The sequence below is a fragment of the Stenotrophomonas sp. P5_A9 genome (genome assembly GCF_056400525.1).
In genome coordinates this window covers 1-23,624 of sequence record NZ_JBFULC010000035.1, presented here as the reverse complement: position 1 = coordinate 23,624, position 23,624 = coordinate 1, and the positions used below count along the sequence as shown (strand labels likewise).

The following is a 23,624-nucleotide window of genomic DNA, read 5'->3' as shown; positions in this document are numbered from 1 at the left end:
GTGGCGCGTTCCCTCCGCAGGCGGGAAACGGCAAGGCGATCGTGGGCAGGTCAGCGACAACAACCGAGGCGCTGACGCGCGCCCAAAAAAAGACCCGACAGAGGGAGGGTTCTGTCGGGTCTGGGATTGCGTGGGGGGAGGGACCCACGCAAATTCGATGGTGTGTCTGCTCAGCCGCGCGTCTTGCCTGCGTCGGGCGTGGCGGCCGCGAACGGCTGCCGGGCGAGTTCGCCGAAGGCCTCGGAGGCCTTCAACCCAAGCCCCAGTACTTCCTGGTTGGCATGGGTCCAGCGCTCGAGATTGTCGCGGGCCAGCTGCGCACCCTTGGGCAGCAGCGTATCCGGTTGCCGTGACTGCACGATGTCACCGAAGAACCCGCTGGTGGCGGTGATGTTCTTCTCCAGCGTCTTCAACTGCACCCCGAACATGCTTTCGGCATTTTCCAGGGCGAGCCGATTGGCACGCGTGGCCGTGGCGGCCAGCTGGCGGGTGTAGGCGCTGAAGGAATCGGTGAACGCGGACGTCATGGCAGGACGGCTCGAGAACGTTGATGCACTGCAGCATACGCCAAATATATTGCATTGCAACAACTTGTTGCCAGTTGTGGTCCGGTATCAGTGAAACTGTTTTTACATCAATGGGTTGCTTCAAAGTGCCGAGGGCGCTCGTGGCGCTCGTGGCGCTGGGAGCCGGCCAGCGGCCGGCACTACCTTGGTGCGGATCAGCCGCGGTAGCGGCAGCCGGAGGTACAGGTCTCGTGCACAGTGACTTCGCTCAGCTGCGGCAGCGCCGGCTTGAGTTCGTCCCAGATCCAGATCGCCAGCCGTTCGCTGGTCGGATTCTCCAGGCCGGGGATGTCGTTGAGGTAGTGGTGGTCCAGGCGGTCGTAGATGGGCTGGAAGGCCGCTTTGACGTCGCCGAAATCCATGATCCAGCCGCTGTGCTCGCCCGGCTCGCCTTCGACTTTCAGCTCCACCCGGAACGAGTGCCCGTGCAGGCGCGCGCACTTGTGGCCCGGCGGCACGTTGGGGAGGAGGTGGGCAGCCTCGAGGGTAAAGACTTTGAAGATTTCCATTGGCGCATTGTACCGGTGGACCTGCCGGGCGGTGACGGCAACAGCCCATCGCTCCTTCACGGAAACATTTCCATCCGGATGAAGAGATGTTAGGTTCTCTTATATCCGTATGAAGAGATGTTATTGGCCGGTTCATCGCCAGGCATGGATTACTGCGGAACTCGTCGTCCACCACCCCACTGAAGTCCATGCCCAAGCACACCCTTCTTGTAGCGGCGCTTTCCGCCGCTCTGGCTACGCCTTTGCCCGCGTTCGCCGATGCCGCCCCCGATGCAACCGCCGATGCCGCCGGCGACAGCAAGACCCTTGCCGCCGTGCGGGTCACCGGTTCCAACATCAAACGTACCGATACCGAGTCGGCCAACCCGGTCCAGGTGATCGGCCGCCAGCAGCTGGAAGAGACCGGCAAGGCCACCGTCGCCGACCTGTTGCGCTCGATCTCGGCCAACACCGGCAACGCCAACAACGAAACCACCAACAACGGCTGGGCCTCCGGTTCGGCCGGCATCGGCCTGCGCGGGCTGTCGCAGAAGAACACGCTGGTGCTGCTCAACGGTCGGCGTCTGGCCAATTACGGCTTCCCGGCCGGCGGCCTGTCGGACACCTTCGTCAACCTCAACGCGCTGCCGCTGGTGGCCGTGGAACGCATCGAAGTGCTCAAGGACGGCGCCTCGGCCGTGTACGGCTCCGACGCGGTGGCCGGCGTGGTCAACATCATCACCCGGCAGAATTTCCAGGGCGCCGAACTCGGTGGCAGCCTCGGCACYGCCGACCAGGGCGGGCTGGACGAGCAGAACCTGAAGTTCGTCGGCGGCATCGGTGACCTGGATACCGACGGCTACAACATCCTGGTCAGCCTGGAAGGCTACAACCGCGAGCGCCTGGACCAGGACCAGCGCGACCTCACCAAATCCGGCATCTACACCGACAAGCCTGGCGGGCGCTGGAACGGCTGGTCGGCCAAGGGCGCGCGCTACCTGGTCAATGGCACGTCGGTGCCGATGCTCGATGCCAGCGGCAACTGCCCGCAGGGCACCACGCTGGTGGCCAGCGCGCCGATCGACGGCCTGGCCGGCAACACCTGCGGCTTCAACCAGGCGCCGTACACCACGCTGATTCCCTCGACCAAGCGCTACCAGGCCTACGTCAACGGCACCTTCCGGGTGAACGACAACATCGAGGCCTTCGGTGAAGTGCTCTACAGCGACATCAAGGGCGTGTCCTGGTTCGGCAGTAGCCCGTTCTTCACCCTGGAAAGCGGCCGTTTCGCGCTCAACGCCGATACCGGCCTGGCCGAACCGGTCTCCTCCAACCTGCCCGCCAGCAGCCCGTACAACCCGTATGGCCGCGCGGTGCCGATCGAGTACACCTTCTTCAACCTCGGCGCGACCATCAAGACCAACCGCTCGCAGGCCTACCGCGGCCTGGTCGGGCTGCGTGGCAGCCTGCAGAACTGGGACTGGGAAGTGGGCGCGTTCGGTGCGCGCAGCAGCGAGCGCGAAACCGTGTCCGGCGGCTTCGCCAACCGCTACGCATTGGCCGATGCGCTGGCCAGCGGCAGCTACAACCTGCTCAATCCGGCCGCGACGTCATCGGACGTTCTCAATGCGATCAACATCAGCACGCTGCGCCCGGCCGAATCGGTGCTGCAGGGCGTGGACRCCAAAATCTCCGGCGCGCTGGGCCACACCTGGGCTGGGGAGATCGGCTTCGCCGCCGGGGCCGAGTGGCGTCGCGAGAAACTGGACTCCAACAACCCCTGGCAGATCGATGCCGGCCTGCAGATCCGCCCGGCGATCGCTGAAGTGCACGGCGAGCGCAAGGTCACCGCCGCCTATGCCGAAGTCAACGTGCCGCTGGCCGAGCGCCTGGAGCTGCAGGCGGCCGCGCGTGCCGACCACTACAGCGATTTCGGCGATGCGTTCTCGCCCAAGCTGAGCCTGCGCTGGCAGCCGTGGGACATCCTGCTGGTGCGTGCGGCCGCTTCCAAGGGCTTCCGTGCGCCGTCGCTCTCGGAGAATTCCAACAGCACCAGCATCGCCTACGGCAGCGTGATCGATCCGCGCGACCCGGACGTGCCGGGCTCGCGGCAGAACCCGACCTTCTTCACTGTCGGCAACAACGATCTCAAGCCCGAACGCACCAAGAGCTTCAATGCCGGCATCGTGCTCTCGCCGTGGTCCAACACCAGCCTGAGCGTGGATTACTACCGCATCGAGCTGGAAAACCTGGTGGGCACCAACAACACCCAGACCCTGGTCACCGACAACGTGCCGGGTGCGGTCAGCCGCGATGAGCGCGGCAAGCTGCTGGCGGTGTTCAACCGCTACCAGAACCTGAGTGAGCTGAAGACCTCCGGCTTCGATGTCGAACTGCGCCAGCGCTTCCCGACCACGCAGGCCGGCGACTTCGGCCTGAGCACCGCCTTCACCCACGTGCGCAACTACAGCCGCCCCACCGTGGTCGGTGGCCCGCTGGTGGATTACGCCGGCAGCAACCTCGGCGCGACCCTGCCCAAGAACAAGGCGACCACCACCTTCGACTGGAGCTACGGCGATTTCCGCACCGCGCTCACCTGGTACTACACCAGCGGCTATGACCAGAAGGCCAGCGCAGCGGCCACCGCCGTACAGGATCGGGTGGATGCCTACAGCCAGTTCGATCTGTATCTGGGCTACACCGGCATCGACAAGCTGACCCTGTACGCCAAGATCCAGAACCTGGCCGACGAGGAACCGCCGTACGACGCGTCCTTCCCGGGCATCCGCGCGCCGTACGACTTCAGCCAGTACGACCTGCGCGGCCGCTACTTCACCGTCGGCTTCGACTACCGCTTCTGACCTCATCCAGCGCACCGGAGCGTGCGTATCCACAGGGCCGGAAGGAACCGGCCCGTCTTTCGGGGAATCGCTGTGTCTTTGCAACGTCGTCTGTTCTCTCCCATCGCCTGGGTGGCGCTGGTGCTGTCTGTGCTCGCTGCGCCTGCCTCCGCGCAGAGCGCGTACTTCTTCCCGGCCGGCGGTGATTTCGATCCGGCCGTGCCCACGCCCCAGCAGTTTCTCGGCTATGAGATCGGCAGCCGTTACACGCGGCACGATCAGCTGGTGGCCTACTTCAACGCACTGGCCAAGCACTCGGACAAGATCAAGGTTGAAGAAATCGGCCGCAGCTACGAGGGCCGCCCGCTGCTGATCGCCACGGTGACCTCGGCGCAGAACCTGCAGAACCTGGACGCGCTGCGTCGCCAGCACGTCACCCTGGCCGATCCGGCGCAGCCGCTCTCGGCCGCCGGCAGCAGCCCGGTGGTGGTGTGGCTGGGCTACAGCGTGCACGGCAATGAAACCTCCAGCGGCGAAGCGGCGATGCTCACCGCCTACTACCTGGTCGCCAACCGCAGCGCGGAGACCGCGCAGTGGCTGCAGCAGGCGGTGGTGCTGTTCGATCCGGCGCAGAACCCGGACGGGCGCGACCGCGCGGCGAGCTGGCACAACGCCTATGCGTCCTCGCCGGCCTCGGCCGATCCGGCCGACAAGGAGCACGTCGAGCCGTTCCCGCAGGGCCGCACCAACCACTACTTCACCGACCTCAACCGCGACTGGCTGGCCCTCACCCAGCAGGACACGCGACCGAAGATCGCCTATTTCCACCAGTGGTACCCCAACGTCCAGATCGACTTCCACGAGATGGGCAAGGACAGCACCTACTACTTCGAGCCGTCACCGGCGAGCATGCACAGCCCGCTGATTCCGGCATCGTCGTACGAGTTCAACAAGACCCTGGCCAAGTACCACGCGCAGGCACTGGATGCACTGGGCTCGCTGTATTACACGGGCGAGAACTTCGACAATTTCTCGCCGGTGTACGGCTCGACCTACCCGGACTTCCACGGCGCGGTCGGGGTGACCGTGGAGCAGGCCAGCTCGCGCGGCCGCGTGCAGGAATCGGCCAACGGGCTGCTGACCTTCGGCTTCACCATCCGCAACCAGGTGGCGACCGGACTGGGCACGGTGCGCGGCGCAGTGACCGAACGCGATGGGCTGCTGAAGCTGCAGAAGGACTTCTTCCAGTCCGCACTGAAGCAGGCCAACCAGCAGGCGGTGAAGTCCTTCGTGTTCGGCGACGCGGCCGATCCGGGCCTGACCCAGCGGCTGCTGGATCTGCTGCTGCAGCACCAGATCACGGTGCAGGCGTTGAGCGCCCCGGTCACCGTGGATGGGCAGCGCTTCGAGCCGGGCAGCGCGTACGTCGTCCAGGCCGCGCAACCGCAGTTCCGCCTGGTGCATTCGATCTTCGCCGACACCCCGCCGATCAAGGGCGATGTGTTCTACGGCAGCACCTCCTATGCGATCGCGCCGGCCTACGGCATCGCCTTCGCCGCGAGCCGCAGCCGGATTGCCGGTGGCGAGCGCGTGGCCAGCGTACCGGCCGCCAACGGTGGCGTGGTCGGCGGTCAGGCGGGCTACGCCTACGTGTTCGATTGGCGCGATTACAACGCCAGCCGCGCGCTGTATGCGCTGCAGGCCAAGGGCGTGGTGACCCGCGCGGCCTTCCAGCCGTTCACCGCGGCCACCGCGCAGGGCGAGCAGTCATTCGGCTATGGCAGCGTGGTGGTGCCGGTCGCGGGCCAGCCGCTGGCCGGTGTCGAGCTGCTTGCCGCGGTCGATGCGGTCGCACGCAGCAGTGGCGTGCACATCCAGGCGCTGTCCAGCGGGCAGAGCCGTGGTGGCATCGATCTGGGCAGTGACAGCGTCAAGGCGCTGCGCAAGCCGGCGGTGGCGCTGGTGATGGGCGAGGGCGTAAGCGCCACCGAGATCGGCTCGGCATGGTTCCTGCTTGATCAGCACCTGCAGTTGCCGGCCAGCAAGATCGATCCGGCCCAGCTGGGCAAGATCACGCTGGACCGCTACACCACCATTGTCCTGGCCGGCGGTACCTATGCCGGCGTGGACGCCACCGCAGTGGCGGCGCTCAAGCGCTGGATCAACGCCGGTGGCTCGCTGATCACCTACGGCACGGCCGCGCGCTGGGCGATCGAGCAGAAGCTCAGCGACGAAGTGCTGGGGCCGGAGGAGAAGGAGCCGGAAGGCGCCCGACGTGCGTTCGGCGACCAGCGCGACATCGCAGCCATCGAGCGGGTGAGCGGCAACATCCTCAGCGCGGACGTGGACAACACGCATCCGCTGGGCTTCGGCGTGCCGCGTCGGCAGCTTGCGGTGAACAAGGAAAACGGCCTGAGCTTCCAGCCCAGCCGCAATCCGTTCTCCACCGTGGTGCGCATCGACGAGGCGCCCAAGGTCAACGGCTACCTTTCCGAGCGCAACCGCAGCCGCGTCGCCGGTGCCGCGTGGCTGCTGGTGTCCCCGCAGGGGCAGGGCAACGTGGTGCTGTTCGCCGATGATCCGGCCCACCGCAAGTACTGGCATGGCACCGAGCGCCTGCTGTTGAACGCGATCTTCTTCGGCAACCAGCTCAACCCGAGCAAGCCGCGCGGGTAACGCAACGCCGCCATCGCAAGGCAACGGCGGCCACCCGTAGAGCCGACCGTTGGTCGGCTACCGCGATCCCACGTAGAGCCGACCGTTGGTCGGCTACCGGGACACCCGAACGAAGAGCAGCCGACCAACGGTCGGCTCTACGGCCCGGATGCAAACCAAAAAAAGGGCGACGCATGAAGCGTCGCCCTTTTCAATTCAACCGGTCCGCGAACGGATCAGCTGGCGCGACCGCCACCGCCGCCCTGGCTGCGGCCGCCAGCGGCATTGCCACCGCCACGGCGCTGGCCCTGCGGCTGGCCACCACGCGGAGCACCGCGACCGGCGCCATCACGCTGAGCGCCGCCGGCCTTCTTCGGGCCGGCATGGGCGTGGCGCGGGGCCTCGGCGTGCGGGCGACGTGCGTGCTTGCGCGGCGAGCGATCGCCACCCGGCAGCTCGGCCTTGCCCGGCGCGCTGTTGCCCCAGCGGATCGGGGTCTGCGGCTCGAAGCCCGGYACATCGCGGATGTCCATATCCTTGTCCAGCAGGCGCACGATCTGGCGGAGCAGCTTGGCCTCGTCCTGGGCCACCAGCGAGATCGCCTGGCCGGTTGCGCCGTTACGGCCGGTACGGCCGATGCGGTGCACGTAATCCTCGGCCACCATCGGCAGGTCATAGTTGATGACCTTCGGCAGCTCGTTGATGTCGATGCCGCGCGCGGCGATGTCGGTCGCCACCAGCACGGTCACGCGGCCAGCCTTGAAGTCGCCCAGTGCGCGCAGGCGCTGGCCCTGGCTCTTGTTGCCGTGGATCGCCGCGGTCTTGATGCCGGACTTGTCCAGGAACATGGCCAGCTTGTCGCAGCCATGCTTGGTACGGCCGAACACCAGGGTCTGCTCACGGCTGTCCTGGGCCAGAAGGTGCAGCAGCAGCTCGCGCTTGCGCGGGCCATCGACCGGGTGCACGCGGTGGCTGATGTTCTCGGCAACGGTGTTCTTCGGCGTGACCTGGATCTGCTCCGGGTTGCGCATGAACTCCAGCGCCAGCTGCTTGATGCTCTCTTCGAAGGTCGCCGAGAACAGCAGGGTCTGGCGGTTCTGGCGCGGCAGCTTGGCGAGGATCTTCTTGATCGACGGCAGGAAGCCCATGTCGAGCATGCGGTCGGCTTCGTCCAGCACCAGGATTTCGATGCCGGAAAGGTCGACGCTGCGACGCTCGATGTGATCGATCAGGCGGCCCGGGCAGGCGACCAGCAGGTCCACGCCACGGCGCAGCACGTCGAACTGGTTGCCCATGCCGACGCCGCCGTAGATGCAGGCGCTCGGGATGCGCAGGTACTTGCTGTAGCCGCGCAGGCTGTCATGCACCTGGGTGGCCAGCTCGCGGGTTGGGGCCAGCACCAGTGCACGCGGACGGCGCGGGCCATCGACGGCCTGCGGGTTGGTGCCCAGGTGCTGCAGCAGCGGCAGGCCGAACGCGGCGGTCTTGCCGGTACCGGTCTGTGCGCCGGCCAGCAGGTCGCGGCCTTCCAGGGCGAGCGGGATGGCCTGCTCCTGGATCGGGGTGGGGGTGTCGTAGCCCTGCTCGGCCAACGCGCGCAGCAGGAACGGGGCAAGGCCCAAGGATTCAAAAGACATCGGGTGGAAGCTCCAAAGACAAAGTAACGCCAGGCCGAATGGCCGGACGCGAGGCAGATCAGAGTGATCGGCTGACTCGGAGCGTTCCCGTAAACCGCGCTGCGAGAATTGGGTGCAGCCAGCGCGGTGCGCAGACTGGTATGCATGACGAATGGCGTCGGAGTGGGGGCGGGCGACGGATCGATGATCCATATCGCCGGCGATCCCGAAGGGAAACGGACGGCCGCTGCAGACCGGCATAGTCTAGCGGATAGTTGAGTTCCGTACCAAATCCCCCTGTTCAGCTTGGAGACGCCAGCGCCGACGTATCCGGAGCTACCCGGCGCCCGTCGCAATCCGTAACGACCGGCCGTTGGCCGGGCGACCGTCGCAGGCGACCACCCCAGCATCATTCGCATGGGCTATCGTCGTTCTGGCGCAGTGCGACTTGGATTGACCGCGCATTTGATTACACTTGAAACCTATTTTCGCGATTCCGGATACCCACCCATGAAGCTTGGTTCTTTGAAGGAAGGCGGCCGCGACGGCACCCTGATCGTGGTCTCGCGCGACCTGCGCCACGGCGTGCGCGCCACCGGCATCGCCACCACGCTGCAGCAGGCGCTGGAAGACTGGTCGCACCTGGCGCCGCGCCTGAACGCGCTGTACGAATCGCTCAACGACGGCAGCGCCGACGGCGTGTTCGACATCGACCTGCAGGCGCTGGCCGCGCCGCTGCCGCGCGCCTATGAATTCGTCGACGGCAGCGCCTACCTGCCGCACGTGGCGCGGGTGCGCCGTGCGCGGGGCGCCGAAGTGCCGGAGAGCTTCTACACCGATCCGTTGATGTACCAGGCCACCAGCGCCGGCTTCTACGGCCCGCGCGACGCGGTCAAGGTGGTCAGCGAGGACTACGGCATCGACCTGGAGGCGGAGATCGTGGTGATCACCGACGACGTGCCGATGGCGGTGACCCCGGAACAGGCCGCCGGCCACATCCAGCTGGTCGGGCTGGTCAACGACGTCTCGCTGCGCAACCTGATCCCGGGCGAGCTGGCCAAGGGCTTCGGGTTCCTGCAGTCCAAGCCGCGCTCGGCGCTGTCGCCGGTGTTCGTCACCCCCGATGAGCTGGGTGAGGCCTGGCAGGACAGCAAGGTCCACCTGCCGCTGCTCACCCATATCAATGGCGAATGGTTCGGCGCGCCGGAAGCCGGCGTGGACATGCAGTTCAACTTCGCCCAGCTGGTTGCGCACGCGGCCAAGACCCGTCCGCTGGGCGCCGGTGCGATCGTCGGCTCGGGCACCATCGCCAACGAGGACACCAGCAAGGGCGCGTCCTGCTTCGCCGAACAGCGCACGGTGGAAACCCTGCGCGACGGCAAGCCGAGCACGCCGTTCATGTCCTTCGGCGACGTGGTCCGGATCGAAATGCTCGACGCGGCCGGCGAGAGCATCTTCGGGGCGATCGAGCAGCGCATCGAACAGGCCGCCAAGCCCTGAACGCGGCCACCGCCACCGACGAGAGCGCCATCGAACTGTTCAGCTACTGGCGGTCCAGCGCGGCGTATCGCGTGCGGATCGGGTTGAATCTCAAGCAGCTGCCACACCGGATCACCCCGGTGCACCTGGTGCGCGATGGTGGACAGCAGCACAGCGCGGCCTATGCCGCGCTCAATCCCCAGGAACTGGTGCCCACGCTGTGCCATGACGGGCAGGTGCTGCGGCAGTCGATGGCGATCCTGGAATACCTGGACGAGGTGTTCCCGCTGCCGGCGCTGCTGCCCGACGATGCGGCCGGGCGTGCGCGGGTGCGCGGTCTGGCACAGTTGGTGGCGTGCGATGTGCACCCGCTCAACAACCTGCGGGTGATGCAGTTCTTCAGCGACACCTGGAACGTGCCGCAGGTCGAGCGCGATGACTGGACCCGGCACTGGATGCGGGTGGGGTTCGACGCGATGGAGCGGATGCTGGTCGAATCGGTCGATACCGGTCGCTTCTGCCATGGCGACAGCCCGAGCCTTGCCGACTGCTGTCTTGTCCCGCAGCTGTACAACGCGCGCCGCTTCAACCTGGACCTGGAGCCGTACCCGACCCTGGCCCGGATCGATGCGGCGTGCCTTGCCTTGCCGGCCTTCGACACGGCGCGCCCGGAAAACCAGCCCGACGCCGCCTGACCGGCGGTAACGCGCAGGGTAGTGCCGGCCGTTGGCCGGCTCCTCAAAAGACTGGATCGAAACCGCACCGGTAGAGCCACGCAACGCGTGGCTCCCCGATCACCCCTCAGAACCCGTGCGTGATCGCCGCCGGCGCACTGTTGGCCGAGAAATCCGCGTACGGATCGTGCTCGCCACTGCCACCTTCGGACAGCCGGAACTTCAACGCCAGGCCATCGCGCGAGTCGGCCGCGCGCAGCGCTTCCTCCTGCTCGATGATGCCGTTCTTGGCCATCCGGAACAGGCACTGGTCGAAGCTCTCCATGCCTTCTTCCAGCGAGGCTTCCATCGCAGCCTTGATCTCATGCACCTGGCCGCGGCGCAGCAGATCGCGGATCATCGGGGTGTTGATCAACACCTCGGTGGCCGGCAGGCGACGCCCGTCCTTACCCTTCACCAGGCGCTGGGACACCACCGCGCGCAGGTTCAGCGACAGGTTCATCAGCACGTTGCGGTGGGCGCTTTCCGGGAAGAAGTTGAGGATGCGCTCGATGGTCTGGTCGGCGTTGTTGGAGTGCAGCGTGGCCAGGCACAGGTGCCCGGTCTCGGCGAAGGCGATGGCCGCCTCCATGGTTTCGGCATCCAGGATCTCGCCGATCAGGATCACGTCCGGCGCTTCACGCATCGCGTTCTTCAGCGCGTTGTGGAAGGCGTGCGTATCCAGCCCGACCTCGCGCTGGTTGACGATGGACATCTTGTGCTTGTGCAGGTACTCGATCGGGTCCTCGATGGTGAGGATGTGCCCGGTCGTGGTGCTGTTGCGGTGGTCGATCATCGAGGCCAGCGAGGTCGACTTGCCCGAACCGGTCGAGCCGACCACCAGCACCAGCCCGCGCGGGGTCATGATGACGTCCTTGAGCACCTGCGGCAGGTTGAGCTCTTCGATGCTGGGAATCTTGCTGCGGATGGCACGGATCACCATGCCCACCTCGCCGCGCTGCTTGAACACGTTGACGCGGAAGCGCCCGGCCTCGGCCAGGGCGATGGCCATGTTGAGCTCCAGCTCGCGCTCGAACTCGGGCACCTGGCCCTCGTCCATCAGCGAGTAGGCGATCTTCTTGACCATTCCCGGCGGCAGGCCGGTATTGCCCAGCGGGTACAACTTGCCCTCGATCTTGATGTATACCGGTGCTCCGGTCGTCAAGAACATGTCCGAAGCGTTCTTTTCGGTCATCAGCTTCAGGAAATAGCCGATATCCATGCGAAATGTTTCCCCAACAATCGGCCGCGTGCCATTGCAAGCACGCCGCAGGCTTCCGACAATGGCCGCGCTCCTACTTCTGGCGACGGCACCCCCAATGAATCCTAGCTTCGCACAAATACGACGTGTCCCGTACCGGACGCTGCTGATATGCGTGACGGTGTGCACACTCGCGTTCGCAGGCGCCGCCCAGGCGCAGGACGGCGCGCTGGAGCTGATGCAGGCCCGGCAGGCGGTCGACAAGGCCACCCAGGCCGATGCCGACCAGTACGCCCCGGACCTGATCGCCGTGGCCCGGCAAGGGCTTGAACAGGCCCAGCGCGCGGCCGGCGACCGCCGCGAGCGCAAGAACGCCCCGGCCCTGGCCGTTCGCGCCACGGTCGATGCCGACCTGGCCCGCGCCCGCAGCGAGGAGGCCACGGCCACCGCCCAGCTGCAGCTGCGCCGCAATGAGGTGACCCAGCTGCAACGCCAGCTCGCCACCGGGGAGAACCGCTGATGAAGGTTTCGCCGATGAAGTCCCCGACGCTGCGTGCCTCCACCCTGCTGCTGGCCGCCAGCCTGGCCCTGCCGCTGCTGGCCCAGGCGGCCGAAGACCCGGCCGTGGCCCAGTTGAGCCAGCGGCTGATGGCCATCCAGGCCAACCCCGATGCGGCCCAGTTGGGCGCCTTCGAGCGGCTGCAGGCCCAGCAGGCGGTCGCGGAGCTGGCCAAGGCCAAGCGCCGTGATGTGGACCAGGCCCGTTACCTGGCCGAGCGCCGGGTCGAGATCGCCGAAACCAGCGTACGTGCCGCGCTGGCCCAGCGCGAGGTCGACCAGCTCGAACGCACCCGCAGCGAGCTGCTGATCGAAGCCAGCCGCCGCGATGCCCAGCGCGCCCGCCAGGAGGCCGAACGCCTGCGCGTGCAGGCGCAGATCCAGGCCGAGGAGAGCGAGCGCCTGCGCGTGGCCGCCGAACAGGAAGCCCTGGCCCGCCAGGATGCCGAAACCGCGCTGACCAGCGTGGCCGGCAAGCAGACCGCGCGCCTGAGCGCAGCCCAGCAGAGCGCGGCCAAGCTGGCCCGCGAAGAGGCCGAACTGGTCTCGGGCAACAAGCTGCCGGGGTCGAAGTTCGACACCCGCGGCGAGGTCTTCACCTTCAACGGCGATGCCTTCGCCGCCGGCAAGGGTGCTTTGTCGGCCGGGGCCAAGGGCCAGGCCAAGGCGCTGGCCGAGTACCTCAACATCGGCAAGAAGGGTCGGGTGCGGATCGAGGCCTATGATGCCGCCGCCGGGGTGGGCGATCAGCGTGCCCAGGCCCTGCGCGACGCGCTGGTGGCCGCGGGCGTCAGCGCCAGCCGGCTGCAGGTGAGCGGCAAGAAGGCGGCGGCGACCAAGGCGCGTTCGGCCGAGGTGATCATCGCGCCCTGAGAACGGCGCGGTGGTCGACCACGATCGTTGGTTGTGATGCAACTGCTTGTTTTCGTTTAATTTTCGTTGTTCTGCGTGTTCAGCCTGAACCTCTGCTGGGCCACATCGAAAATTTCAGATGAAACGCTTGAAGACCCTCCGGAGCAGGCGTAGGGTCAGTTGTCCGGGTGGCCTTCCGCGACCCGGACGATTGGAGGGCCGGGCCGATGAACCGAGGGCTTGAACCACAGCAGTCTGCAGTCCGGGCAGTCCCGGTTGCACGTGCAGGTTCGGTTGCGGTTCGTGTCCGGCGCTCCACCCAAAAGCAACGCCCCGTGCCGTGAGGCCGGGGCGTTCTTGTTTCTGCAACAAGCGATAGGAGGTTCATCATGTTCGAAGGTCAGCCCCAGAGCGAGATCGATGCACGCCGCAAGCGTGACCCGGAATTCAAGGCACTGTACGAGCGGCACCAGAAGTTGAACAAAAAGTGCATGGATGCCCAGCTGGGTGTGTTGCCGATAGACGATCTGACCCTGGGCCGGATGAAGCGTGAGAAGCTGCTGGCCAAGCAGAAGCTGGAACGGATGTACGACTCCCCCATGCATTGAGCCCTTTGGGTACCGGCCTACGGTCGGTACCTTCCCCCGTCGACGCGGGCGGCGTCCGTCTCCTCGTCGAGGGACGCCGTCCGCGTCGTTCTGTGCAGGGCCTTGTGCCGCAGGCCCTTCGTCGGCCGCCGACGGCCGTAGATCGCGGCAACCTGACTTTCTCCGCCAACCGTCGGATAATCACCGGTCCGGCCGCATTGCGGCGCGAATCGATGTGAACCGATGGCAATCCATTCCTCCGTACTTGAACTCATTGGCCAGACCCCGATCGTCAAGGCCCAGCGCCTGGACACCGGCGTCTGCGAGCTTTATCTCAAGCTCGAAAGCGCCAATCCCGGAGGATCGATCAAGGATCGCATCGGCCTGTCGATGATCGAAGCCGCTGAAAAGCGCGGTGACCTCAAGCCGGGCGCGACCCTGGTCGAGGGCACCGCCGGCAACACCGGCCTGGGCCTGGCGCTGGTCGCCCAGCAGAAGGGCTACAAGCTGATCCTGGTCGTACCCGACAAGATGAGCCGCGAGAAGATCTTCAACCTCAAGGCGATGGGCGCCGAAGTGCGCCTGACCCGGTCGGATGTGGCCAAGGGCCATCCGGAGTACTACCAGGACATGGCCCAGCGCGTGGCCGAGGAAACCCCGGGCGCGTACTTCATCAACCAGTTCGGCAACCCGGACAACCCGGCGGCGCATGAGTTCGGCACCGGTCCGGAGATCCTGGCACAGATGGACGGCGACCTGGACGCGATCGTGTTCGGTTGCGGCAGCTCGGGCACCATGACCGGCCTGTCGCGCGCGTTCGCCACCGCCTCGCCGAAGACCGAACTGGTGCTGGCCGATCCGGTCGGCTCGATCCTGGCCGAGTACATCAACGACGGCGTGCTCAACGACAAGTCCGGCAGCTGGCTGGTGGAAGGCATCGGCGAGGACTTCCTGCCCTCGATCGCCGACTTCAGCCGCGTCACCAAGGCCTATGCGATCAGCGATGCCGAGAGCTTCCATACCGCGCGCGAGCTGCTGGGCAAGGAAGGCATCCTCGGCGGCTCCTCCACCGGCACCCTGCTGGCTGCCGCGCTGAAGTACTGCAAGGAGCAGACCACCCCGAAGAAGGTGCTGGTGCTGGTCTGCGACACCGGCAACAAGTACCTGTCCAAGATGTACAACGACTACTGGATGCTGGACAACGGCTTCCTGGAGCGCCCGCAGTCGGGCGATCTGCGCGACCTGATCCTGCGCCCGTACGGCCAGCGCGACACCGTGGTGATCGGGCCGAAGGACCTGCTGACCACCGCCTACCAGCGCATGAAGCTGTACGACGTGTCGCAGCTGCCGGTGATGGACGGCGACCAGCTGGTGGGCATCGTGGACGAAAGCGACGTGCTGTTGCATGTCTACGGCGACGAAGCCCGCTTCCGCGACCCGGTCGCCACGGCGATGGTCAGCAAGCTGGACCGGCTGGACGTGAAATCGCCGATCGAGGCCCTGCTGCCGGTGTTCGACCGCGGCCAGGTCGCCATCGTCATGGACGGCACCGCCTTCCTGGGCCTGATCACCCGCATCGACCTGCTGAACTACCTGCGCCGCCGGGTCCAGTAAACCGCCCCGCGCCGGCCGCAGCTGCTCTGAATCAGCGTTTATCCGCGTCAACGGTCAATTAAGCCGCCGCTGATAGACTTCCGCTCCTTTTGCGGGAGCCCCTACCGGGGCTCTCCATTGCTGGGAAACAACATGTCCGACCACGCTTTCTCCGGGCACGGCAACCGTGCACTTGCCCTGGCTACCCTGGCCATCCACGGCGGACAGTCGCCCGATCCGAGCACCGGCGCGGTGATGCCGCCGATCTACGCGACCTCCACCTACGCCCAGTCCAGCCCCGGCGAACACCAGGGCTTTGAGTACTCGCGCACCCACAATCCCACCCGCTTCGCCTACGAGCGCTGTGTGGCCTCCCTGGAAGGCGGCAGCCGCGGCTTCGCGTTCGCCTCGGGCATGGCCGCCAGCTCCACGGTGATGGAGCTGCTGGACGCCGGCAGCCACGTGGTGGCGATGGACGACATCTACGGCGGCACCTTCCGCCTGTTCGAGCGCGTGCGTAAGCGCACCGCCAACCTGCAGTTCAGCTTCGTGGACCTGACCGACCTGGCCGCCTTCGAGGCCTCGATCACCGAGCAGACGAAGATGGTCTGGATCGAAACCCCGACCAACCCGATGCTGAAGATCGTGGACATCGCCGCGGTGGCCGCCATCGCCAAGCGCCACGGCCTGATCGTGGTGGTCGACAACACCTTCGCCTCGCCGATGCTGCAGCGCCCGCTGGAACTGGGCGCGGACCTGGTCCTGCACTCGGCCACCAAGTACCTCAACGGGCACTCGGACATGGTCGGCGGCATGGTGGTGGTCGGCGACAACGCCGAACTGGCCGAGCAGATGGCGTTCCTGCAGAACTCCATCGGGGGCGTGCAGGGGCCGTTCGACAGCTTCCTGGCCCTGCGCGGCCTGAAGACCCTGCCGCTGCGCATGAAGGCCCATTGCGCCAACGCGCTGGCCCTGGCCCAGTGGCTGGAGACCCACCCGGCGGTGGAGAAGGTGATCTACCCCGGCCTGACCTCGCACCCGCAGCATGAACTGGCCACGCGCCAGATGAACGGCTACGGCGGCATCGTCTCGATCGTGCTCAAGGGCGGATTCGCGGCGGCCAAGCGCTTCTGCGAGAAGACCGAGTTGTTCACCCTGGCCGAGTCGCTGGGCGGGGTGGAAAGCCTGGTGAATCATCCGGCGGTGATGACGCATGCGTCGATCCCGGTGGAACGCCGGGAGCAGCTGGGGATCAGTGATGCGCTGGTCCGGCTGAGCGTGGGGGTTGAGGAGTTGGGGGATCTGCAGGTGGATCTGGAGCAGGCGCTGTTGGCTGGGAACTCCTGATCGATGCAGAAGCACGCCAACCTGCTGTTCCTGTTCCGCCAGCTGCTGGGGCGTGAGCTGGCCGCCCGTTATCGCACTACCACGTTGGGCGTCCTGTGGCTGGTGCTGCAGCCGGTGCTCATGCTCTGCGTTTACACCCTGGTCTTCAGCGGCGTCTTCAAGGCACGCTGGGCAGGGGCCGAATCGACCGGTGACTTCGCCCTGATGCTGTTCGCCGGGCTGGTGCCGTTCACCCTGTTGTCCGAGGTGCTGGTTACCGCTCCGGGGATCATCGCTGGGCAGCCCAACTTCGTGAAGAAGGTAGTGTTCCCGCTGCCGGTGCTGTCCATGGTGAAGGTGGCGGCCGCGCTGACGACCGCTGGGATCGGCTTGCTGATCCTGCTCGTCGCGCAAACCTGGCAATCCGGCCTGCCCTCGGCCTGGGCGCTCACCGCGCCGCTGATTCTGCTGGAAATGACCCCGATGCTGCTGGCGATTGCCTGGTCGTTGTCCGCGCTGGGCGTCTATCTGCGCGACATCGGCCAGTTCGTCGGCATCCTGAGCAGCGTGCTGCTGTTCCTGAGCCCGATCTTCTTCCCGGCCAAGGCGATGCCTCCGGCCGTGGCCGGGCTGATCCACTTCAATCCACTGGTGACCCCGATCGAACAGCTGCGCGCGGTCACGGTCCAGAACGCGGCGCCTGACCTGGCTGTGCTGCTGCCCCACTTCACGCTGTCGGTGATCTTCGCGCTTGTCTCCTACGCTCTCTTCCGTCGCCTCTCGCGCGGATTCTCGGACGTCCTATGAACAGCCCACTTCCCGCTGACACGGCAACCCTTGCCGACGCGGCGATCGAAGTCCTGAATGTCACCAAGGACTATCCGGTCTACGCCAGCCCGCGCGATCGCCTGATGTCCCTGCTGCGGCCGTCCGGTGATCGCGCCAGCCGTACCTTCCGTGCTCTGGATGGGGTCAATCTGGTCGTGCCCCGCGGCGAGACCGTTGGCATCATCGGCCGCAACGGGGCAGGCAAGTCCACCTTGCTGCAGATCCTCTGCGGGACGGTCCGCCCGACCTCCGGGTCGGTGAACATCCATGGCCGTTTCGCCGCGCTGCTCGAACTCGGCGCGGGCTTCAATCCAGATTTCTCAGGGCGCGACAACGTCTACCTGAGTGCCTCGCTGCTGGGTCTGAGCCGCAAGGAAGTAGACGACAAGCTGGAGTCGATCATCGCCTTCGCCGACATCGGCGATTTCTTCGATCGGCCCGTGAAAACGTACTCAAGCGGCATGTACGTGCGCCTCGCGTTCTCGGTGGCCATCCATACCGAGCCGGACGTGCTGATCATCGACGAAGCGCTGTCGGTGGGTGACATCCGCTTCCAGATGAAATGCCTTGCCCGGATCGAGCAGATCCGCGCGCGCGGCGCCACCATCCTGTTCGTCTCGCATTCGCTGGAGCAGGTAAAGCGCTTCTGCCAGACCGCCCTGTGGCTGGAAGGCGGCAAGGTCAAGCTGCATGGCGAGGCCAGTTTCGTCGCCGATCGATTCCGCGACTATGAACTGGGGCGCGAGCAGGCAAGTGAGGCGGCGGCCGAGACGTGTCGTGCGCCACGCCCGGATAGCATCCCCGCGCACCTGGAGACGGTTGCGTTGAGCACGGACATGCTCGCGCCATTCGAGCCGTTGAGCGTGGACATCAGCTATACCGTGGTCGACGACGCGGTGCAGGGTCTGTTGCTCGGCGTGGCGATCAAGGGCATGGATGGTTTGCACATCTTCGGTCCAAATACCTATCTGGAGCGCGTGCAGATCCCGACCTCGCGTGGGTCGCACCGCGTCACCTATCACATTCCTTCGATGACCCTGCTCACCGGCACGTACCGTGTCGATGTGGGCCTGTTCACCGACAAGGGCCTGGTCTGCCTGGACTACCTGTCCGAAGCCAGCGTATTCACCGTGGCTGCGCCCTATTTCAGCGAAGGCGTGGTCTATATCCCCCATGAGTGGAAGGTCCATGACGTCGACGCTTCTTGATATCCCGTTCGACCATTACCAGCGTTACGCTGCGGCCGCACACCTGCTCCAGACCCTGGGGCTCGACGCGCCGAGCGTGCTGGAGGTAGGGGCCAATCGGCAACGCCTGCTGGGCCAGTTCCTTCCGCAGGCGACCTTCCTGTACACCGACCTTCACGTTGAGGGTGACGAGAAGGACTTCGTTGTCGCCGATGCAACCGCGCTGCCGTTTACCGACCAGCAGTTCGATGCGGTGGTGTCCCTGGACGTGCTTGAGCATATTCCCGCCGATCTGCGCACGCGCGCCATCGCAGAAATGGCGCGTGTTGCAGGTCGCGCCGTGATCGTCGGTTTTCCGCCCGAGCGGCCCTGGGTGGAGCAGGCCGAGGTGGAGGCCAACGGGCGTTGGCATGAGTTGTTCGGTGAAGATTACGTGTGGCTGCAGGAGCACAAGGAGTTCGGCCTGGTGCAGACGGCCGAGGTCGTGCAGACCTTCGAAGCCGCCGGCATGGAAGTACTGCGCTTTGGCCAAGGCAATGCCACTTTGTGGGCAAGCTTGATGGGCACGCATTTCATCAAGGTCAAGTTCCCCGAGCTGGAACCCTTGGTGGAAGCGGCCGATCGCCTGTACAACAGCCGGGTTTTTGCCGGCGACCATAGCGATGAGCCGTACCGCGAGTACTACGTTGCCGTGCGCCGTGACACCGATGCCGCGCGCCTGCGGGCCAATCCTCCCTTCCAGGCCGGGTCGGACGCGGAAGCGACTGCCCTGCTGAGCGGGTTGGCCAAGGGCCTGCGCGCTTTGGGGCTCCGTGCCAACAACGCGGAGCGCGAGTGGGAATCCACGGCCCGGATGCTGGACGCCTACATCGCAGACTTGGCGGTAGCCAAGCGCGAATGGGGCGCTGCTGCCAACTACGCCCAGCAGTTGCAGGCGGCCAAAGACGAAAGCGATGCAGGTTGGCTGGCCCGTGACGTCGAGAGCCAGACGGCCCTTCAGCACGCCCGGGAAGAGCTCCACGCAATGGTGCAGACCGTCTCCCAGCGCGACGAGCAACTCGCGCAGGCCGAGCAGCGTCTGCTGCAGGAGCGCGAGCAGCAGGATCAGGCGCGCCGCAGGCTGGAAAGCCAGCGGGCGGACGATGCGGCCGCCTACACACGGTCGCGCAGGAAATGGAAGCTGGTGATGCTGGCACTGGGGGTCGGCGGACTGCTGGCCGGCTACGCCGCCGCATGGGTCACGTTGTGAGTTGGCCTGTCTACGTGCGCGCCCAGGCACCGAATAAAAAGGGAGTTATCTGATGCTGTCCAAACTGAGCAACGTGCTCAAGGCGATCTACTGGAGCGTCCGCCGTGCACAGGGCCAAGGTGTTTCCGCAGGAAGCATCTTCTCTGCGCTTGCGCGTGCCTCGCGCAAGGGGCCGCGACAATTGGTGCGGGCGATCCTTGCCTATGCCAATGGGCCGCAGACCCCGCCGAACCCGCTTGCGCCTGATGCGTATGCGCAGTGGCTGGCCGCCCAGCGACCGGTGCCGGTACCGGCCGACGCCGGCCTGATCAGTGTGGTGATGCCGGTCTGCAACACGCCGGAGAATTTCTTGCGCGAGGCCATTGCCAGCGTGCAGCAGCAGACCTACCGGAACTGGGAAATCTGCATTCACGACGATGCTTCCGACCAACCGCATGTCGCCTCGATCCTCGCCGAACTGCAGCGCGAGATCCCCACGTTACGGGTGACCCGTTCGGCGCAGCGCAGTGGCATTGCAGCGACCACCAACGCGGCGCTCGCGCAGGCCAGCGGTCGTTGGGTGACGTTCCTGGATCATGACGACCTRCTCGAACCCGACGCGTTGGCCTCGGTCGTCGAATGCCATGTCCGTACCAACGCCGATATCGTGTACTCCGACCATGACGTGCTGGGTGATGACGGACGCCTTCGTCACCCGTATTTCAAGCCGGACTGGAACCATGACCTGTTCATGGCGCAGATGTACCTGGGTCATTTGGTCAGCTTCGAGCGCAACTTGATCCAGCGTCACGGCGGTCTGGACAGCAGCTGCGATGGTTCGCAGGATTACGACCTGGTCCTGCGCTGCGTGGCTGACGGTGCGCGTGTAGCCCACGTGCCGCGCGTGTTGTACCACTGGCGCGCCCATGCCGGCTCGACGGCCGCCAATGCCGGTTCCAAGCCCTACGCGCACGATGCCGGCAAACGCGCGATCCAGCGTCATGTCGATGTGCTCTACCCGGGTGCCCAGGTGGACGATGGCAAGCAGCTTTTCTGCTACGACGTCCGCTACCCGATCCTCGCGCCTGCGCCGATGGCCAGCATCATCATCCCGACCCGCGACGGACTGGACCTGCTGCGCACCTGCGTCGAATCGCTGCTGGCAATGACCGACTACCCGGCCTACGAGATCATCGTGGTCGACAACGGCTCTACCCAGCCCGAGACGCTGGCGTGGTTGCAGGTGATGTCGCAGCGCGGTGATTTCCGGGTCATCGACGCCGACGTGCCATTCAACTGGTCGGCGCTGAACAACCTGGCTGCCGCCCAGGCACGTGGCGACGTGCTGGTGTTCCTGAACAACGATACCGAGGTCATCAAGGGCGACTGGCTTCAGCGCCTGGTGGAGAATGCGTTGCGCCGCGATGTCGGTGTCTGCGGTCCACTTCTGCTGTACGGAGACCGCACCATCCAGCATGCCGGTGTTGTGATCGGCATGGGCGGCTGGGCCGACCATGTCTTCAAGGGCGAGGTGCCCCAGCACAACCAGAACCTGTTCGTGTCGCCGGTGCTGCAGCGTCAGGTGCTGGCCGTCACCGGCGCCTGCATGGTCATTGCCCGCGACAAATTCGAGCAGGTCGGTGGCTTCGACGAATCGTTCATCGTGTGTGGCAGTGATGTCGAACTGTGCCTGCGTGCTTATGCCGCTGGCTTCCATACGGTCTACGTGGCCGAGTCTTCGATGATCCACCATGAATCCAAGACGCGCGATCCGCGTGCCATCCCGGAGAGCGATTTCGTGCGTTCGGCGCAGGCTTATTCGCCGTACCGCGAAGAAGGCGATCCGTTCTACAGCCCCAACCTGGATTACATGGCGTCCTCACCGCGCCTGAAGCGGAGCGAGGCATGAGTCGTCTGGCTTCGCTCCTGCGACGTGTCGCCGGTCGTCTCGAGGCCGGTGGCCCGGCCAGTGTGGCCCCGGCCACCAGCGTCGGGGAAATAACGCCTTGTGATGCGCGCCACGACCCGTGGCAGGGCAAGCGGCTGAACCTGGTGCTGCCCTCGATCAACCGCCGGCACTATTTTGGCGGCATCCATACTGCAGTGTTGATCTATCGGGAGCTGTGCCGGTTCTTCCCCGCCTCGCGCATCATCCTGGTGGACAGCGAGCCAGATGAGGAGGCGCTGTCGCGCTTCGCCGACCATACCCTGGTGTCCGCCGGCACCACGTCCGATGCACAGCGCCAGATCGTTCCGTTCAGTGACCGCTATGGCAAAACCTTGCCGGTTGCGGGCGAGGACATCTGGGTAGCCACCGCGTGGTGGACGGCATATGCCGCGCAGCGGCTGTCGGCTTGGCAGGACGCCAACGGCGGGATCGACCGTCCAATGGTCTACCTGATCCAGGATTTCGAGCCTGGCTTCTATGCATGGTCCAGCCAGTACGCGCTGTCGCTCAGCACCTACCGGTGCGACCGTGACATCGCGATCTTCAATACCGGCCTGCTCGCCGACTTCTTCGCCCATCACGGCATGCGGTATGCAACTGCCAGCGTATTCGAGCCGGTGCTGCATGACGGCCTGCGTACTGCCTTGGCCGAGGCGCGCAATGCCACCACCGCGCGCGAGCGGCGGATCGTCGTCTATGCGCGCCCGGGGACCCCGCGCAACGCGTTCGAGCTGATCTGCGAAGGCCTGCGCCTGTGGGGCTGGAAGGATCCGCGCTCGGCCCAATGGCAGGTGGCCGCCCCGGGCGAGATTGAAAACGACCTGGACCTGGGGCCGTTCAAGCTCAAGGCGCTGGGCAAGCTGGACATCGATGCGTACGCCACGCTGCTATCGACGTCGTCGATTGGGCTGTCGTTGATGGTGTCCCCGCATCCGAGCTATCCGCCGCTGGAGATGGCGGCGTTCGGCATGTCGGTGCTGACCAACCGCTACGACAACAAGCGGCTGGACGAGACCGTGGCCAATGTCCATTCGCTGGCGTCGATGACGCCCGAGGCTATCTGCGCGGGTCTGAGCGCACTGGTCGACGCGTGCGAAGCGCGTGGCATGATGGCCGCGCCGGTGGCCTCGGGAGACCACCCATTGATGGCGCAGGGCAGTTTCGACCGGATCGCCGCTGGCGTGGCGCAGGCACTGGCGTAACCACATCGATGGGCGCCGGTGCACAGGGATTGGACAGGGGACGTACATTGGATGTGTTGAAAACACGCATGCGCAGCAAGCGCTGGCTGTTCCTGCTGTACCTGGTGGTGGTGGCGCTGTTTGCCAGAACCCGTTGGCAGTTCGAATTCATGCTGCTGCTTACGGTGTCGCTGCTCACGATGTCGCTGATCGGACACCGGCTGCTCACCTGGCTGGGGATAGTGCCGCAGCCAGGTGCACCGCTGCTGTTTTTCAAGGCGTTGCTGGGCCAGTTCGTACTGATCGTGGCGTGGTTGTTGTGCAGCCCGCTGACCTATGCGTGGACGCAGGGCCTGGGCCTGCCATGGGCCCTTCCGTTGCTCGTGATGGGCGTGGCCGGCGCGGCAACGTGGAGCTTACTCAAGGACAGAGGGCGCGGCCTGTCGGGCGGCAACGTTGCGCCAGGATCGGCATTGGCATGGGTCCCGGCAGTGCTGGGCGGGCTGGTCTGTCTGAAGCTGGCTGCGTATTACTCCATGCGTGCCGGCAGCCTGGGGCTGGATACGCACCAGCACATCGCTTTCAGCCTTGATCTGTTCCGCGCCGGCTATCCCAAGCTCAGCGCGGGCAGTACGGACTGGGTGGAAAAGTACCCGAAGATGTTGCACCTGCTCACCTCCTTGTGGGCRTGGCCTGGGCTGGGCCACCACATGGGACCGTTCCTGAAGGTGCAGCCGGTACTGCAGGCGACGCTGGCGCTGTTTGCACCTGTTTGCAC

The 23,624-nt window shown here is 65.8% G+C and carries 19 protein-coding genes; 15 read left to right on the top strand and 4 right to left on the bottom strand.

Going from position 1 to position 23,624, the window contains the following annotated elements; all coding sequences use genetic code 11:
* Positions 1 to 170: 170 nt before the first annotated feature.
* Both AC1DR7_RS12485 and queD read right to left on the bottom strand, forming a co-directional pair.
* Positions 171 to 527 (bottom strand): phasin family protein, encoded by a 357-nt coding sequence (locus tag AC1DR7_RS12485; protein ID WP_457319637.1) that lies wholly within the window; start codon positions 525 to 527, stop codon positions 171 to 173.
* Between the two features lie 194 nt (positions 528 to 721).
* Complete coding sequence (gene queD / locus AC1DR7_RS12480) at positions 722 to 1,075, bottom strand: 6-carboxytetrahydropterin synthase QueD (protein WP_312237236.1); 354 nt, start codon at positions 1,073 to 1,075, stop codon at positions 722 to 724.
* A gap of 188 nt (positions 1,076 to 1,263) precedes the next feature.
* Between queD and AC1DR7_RS12475 the strand changes: the two genes are divergently transcribed.
* The gene (locus tag AC1DR7_RS12475; RefSeq protein WP_478076506.1) at positions 1,264 to 3,915 is read left to right on the top strand and encodes a TonB-dependent receptor; all 2,652 of its coding nucleotides are present in this window, start codon (positions 1,264 to 1,266) and stop codon (positions 3,913 to 3,915) included.
* A 72-nt stretch (positions 3,916 to 3,987) separates the two neighbouring features.
* Positions 3,988 to 6,570 carry a M14 family zinc carboxypeptidase gene (locus AC1DR7_RS12470; protein WP_478051441.1) on the top strand — a complete coding sequence of 861 codons (2,583 nt, stop codon included), beginning with the start codon at positions 3,988 to 3,990 and terminating at the stop codon, positions 6,568 to 6,570.
* A 215-nt stretch (positions 6,571 to 6,785) separates the two neighbouring features.
* Here AC1DR7_RS12470 and AC1DR7_RS12465 read toward each other — a convergent pair whose 3' ends face one another.
* Positions 6,786 to 8,186, bottom strand: coding sequence for a DEAD/DEAH box helicase (locus AC1DR7_RS12465; protein WP_256775309.1), 1,401 nt, complete (start codon positions 8,184 to 8,186; stop codon positions 6,786 to 6,788).
* A 489-nt stretch (positions 8,187 to 8,675) separates the two neighbouring features.
* Between AC1DR7_RS12465 and AC1DR7_RS12460 the strand changes: the two genes are divergently transcribed.
* A complete protein-coding gene (locus AC1DR7_RS12460; protein ID WP_256775310.1) occupies positions 8,676 to 9,665 on the top strand; it encodes a fumarylacetoacetate hydrolase family protein in 990 nt (329 codons plus the stop codon).
* A 29-nt stretch (positions 9,666 to 9,694) separates the two neighbouring features.
* A complete protein-coding gene (gene maiA / locus AC1DR7_RS12455) occupies positions 9,695 to 10,339 on the top strand; it encodes a maleylacetoacetate isomerase (protein WP_457318220.1) in 645 nt (214 codons plus the stop codon).
* Between the two features lie 106 nt (positions 10,340 to 10,445).
* Here the strand turns inward: maiA and AC1DR7_RS12450 are convergent, their stop codons facing one another.
* Positions 10,446 to 11,579, bottom strand: coding sequence for a PilT/PilU family type 4a pilus ATPase (locus AC1DR7_RS12450; protein ID WP_038690656.1), 1,134 nt, complete (start codon positions 11,577 to 11,579; stop codon positions 10,446 to 10,448).
* Positions 11,580 to 11,676: 97 nt separating this feature from the next.
* On the opposite strand from AC1DR7_RS12450, the gene AC1DR7_RS12445 reads away from it, so the two are divergent.
* From AC1DR7_RS12445 to AC1DR7_RS12395, 11 genes are all read left to right on the top strand, one after another.
* Entirely contained in the window at positions 11,677 to 12,078 is a 402-nt protein-coding gene (locus AC1DR7_RS12445; RefSeq protein WP_306175462.1) for a DUF4398 domain-containing protein, read from the top strand.
* Positions 12,078 to 12,989, top strand: a complete 912-nt coding sequence (locus AC1DR7_RS12440; protein ID WP_478054195.1) for a hypothetical protein — start codon at positions 12,078 to 12,080, stop codon at positions 12,987 to 12,989. The genes AC1DR7_RS12445 and AC1DR7_RS12440 overlap by 1 nt, the downstream gene beginning before the upstream one ends.
* 368 nt (positions 12,990 to 13,357) lie before the next feature.
* Positions 13,358 to 13,576 carry an HP1242/YdcH family protein gene (locus AC1DR7_RS12435; RefSeq protein ID WP_256775312.1) on the top strand — a complete coding sequence of 73 codons (219 nt, stop codon included), beginning with the start codon at positions 13,358 to 13,360 and terminating at the stop codon, positions 13,574 to 13,576.
* Positions 13,577 to 13,798: 222 nt separating this feature from the next.
* Positions 13,799 to 15,169, top strand: a complete 1,371-nt coding sequence (locus tag AC1DR7_RS12430; RefSeq protein ID WP_478051906.1) for a pyridoxal-phosphate dependent enzyme — start codon at positions 13,799 to 13,801, stop codon at positions 15,167 to 15,169.
* 132 nt (positions 15,170 to 15,301) lie between these two features.
* The gene (locus AC1DR7_RS12425; protein ID WP_457318216.1) at positions 15,302 to 16,495 is read left to right on the top strand and encodes a cystathionine gamma-synthase; all 1,194 of its coding nucleotides are present in this window, start codon (positions 15,302 to 15,304) and stop codon (positions 16,493 to 16,495) included.
* Positions 16,496 to 16,498: 3 nt separating this feature from the next.
* The gene (locus AC1DR7_RS12420; RefSeq protein WP_256775315.1) at positions 16,499 to 17,281 is read left to right on the top strand and encodes an ABC transporter permease; all 783 of its coding nucleotides are present in this window, start codon (positions 16,499 to 16,501) and stop codon (positions 17,279 to 17,281) included.
* Complete coding sequence (locus AC1DR7_RS12415; protein ID WP_457318215.1) at positions 17,278 to 18,510, top strand: ABC transporter ATP-binding protein; 1,233 nt, start codon at positions 17,278 to 17,280, stop codon at positions 18,508 to 18,510. Before AC1DR7_RS12420 ends, AC1DR7_RS12415 begins: the two co-directional genes overlap by 4 nt.
* Positions 18,491 to 19,738, top strand: coding sequence for a class I SAM-dependent methyltransferase (locus AC1DR7_RS12410; protein WP_256775316.1), 1,248 nt, complete (start codon positions 18,491 to 18,493; stop codon positions 19,736 to 19,738). The genes AC1DR7_RS12415 and AC1DR7_RS12410 overlap by 20 nt, the downstream gene beginning before the upstream one ends.
* 52 nt (positions 19,739 to 19,790) lie before the next feature.
* Positions 19,791 to 21,626 carry a glycosyltransferase family 2 protein gene (locus tag AC1DR7_RS12405; RefSeq protein WP_457318214.1) on the top strand — a complete coding sequence of 612 codons (1,836 nt, stop codon included), beginning with the start codon at positions 19,791 to 19,793 and terminating at the stop codon, positions 21,624 to 21,626.
* Positions 21,623 to 22,867 carry a rhamnosyltransferase WsaF family glycosyltransferase gene (locus AC1DR7_RS12400; protein ID WP_478051682.1) on the top strand — a complete coding sequence of 415 codons (1,245 nt, stop codon included), beginning with the start codon at positions 21,623 to 21,625 and terminating at the stop codon, positions 22,865 to 22,867. The genes AC1DR7_RS12405 and AC1DR7_RS12400 overlap by 4 nt, the downstream gene beginning before the upstream one ends.
* 68 nt (positions 22,868 to 22,935) lie before the next feature.
* On the top strand, positions 22,936 to 23,624 hold a 689-nt coding region (locus AC1DR7_RS12395), incomplete at its 3' end, for a hypothetical protein (protein WP_478076505.1).

Bases quoted from the DNA above. Each gene is read 5' to 3' on its own strand.
- AC1DR7_RS12415 (WP_457318215.1), top strand. From the start codon at position 17,278: ATGAACAGCCCACTTCCCGCTGACACGGCAACCCTTGCCGACGCGGCG.
- AC1DR7_RS12410 (WP_256775316.1), top strand. From the start codon at position 18,491: ATGACGTCGACGCTTCTTGATATCCCGTTCGACCATTACCAGCGTTAC.
- AC1DR7_RS12460 (WP_256775310.1), top strand. From the start codon at position 8,676: ATGAAGCTTGGTTCTTTGAAGGAAGGCGGCCGCGACGGCACCCTGATC.
- AC1DR7_RS12440 (WP_478054195.1), top strand. From the start codon at position 12,078: ATGAAGGTTTCGCCGATGAAGTCCCCGACGCTGCGTGCCTCCACCCTG.
- AC1DR7_RS12430 (WP_478051906.1), top strand. From the start codon at position 13,799: ATGGCAATCCATTCCTCCGTACTTGAACTCATTGGCCAGACCCCGATC.
- AC1DR7_RS12450 (WP_038690656.1), bottom strand. From the start codon at position 11,579: ATGGATATCGGCTATTTCCTGAAGCTGATGACCGAAAAGAACGCTTCG.
- AC1DR7_RS12425 (WP_457318216.1), top strand. From the start codon at position 15,302: ATGTCCGACCACGCTTTCTCCGGGCACGGCAACCGTGCACTTGCCCTG.
- AC1DR7_RS12400 (WP_478051682.1), top strand. From the start codon at position 21,623: ATGAGTCGTCTGGCTTCGCTCCTGCGACGTGTCGCCGGTCGTCTCGAG.
- queD (WP_312237236.1), bottom strand. From the start codon at position 1,075: ATGGAAATCTTCAAAGTCTTTACCCTCGAGGCTGCCCACCTCCTCCCC.
- AC1DR7_RS12435 (WP_256775312.1), top strand. From the start codon at position 13,358: ATGTTCGAAGGTCAGCCCCAGAGCGAGATCGATGCACGCCGCAAGCGT.
- AC1DR7_RS12420 (WP_256775315.1), top strand. From the start codon at position 16,499: ATGCAGAAGCACGCCAACCTGCTGTTCCTGTTCCGCCAGCTGCTGGGG.
- AC1DR7_RS12485 (WP_457319637.1), bottom strand. From the start codon at position 527: ATGACGTCCGCGTTCACCGATTCCTTCAGCGCCTACACCCGCCAGCTG.
- AC1DR7_RS12445 (WP_306175462.1), top strand. From the start codon at position 11,677: ATGAATCCTAGCTTCGCACAAATACGACGTGTCCCGTACCGGACGCTG.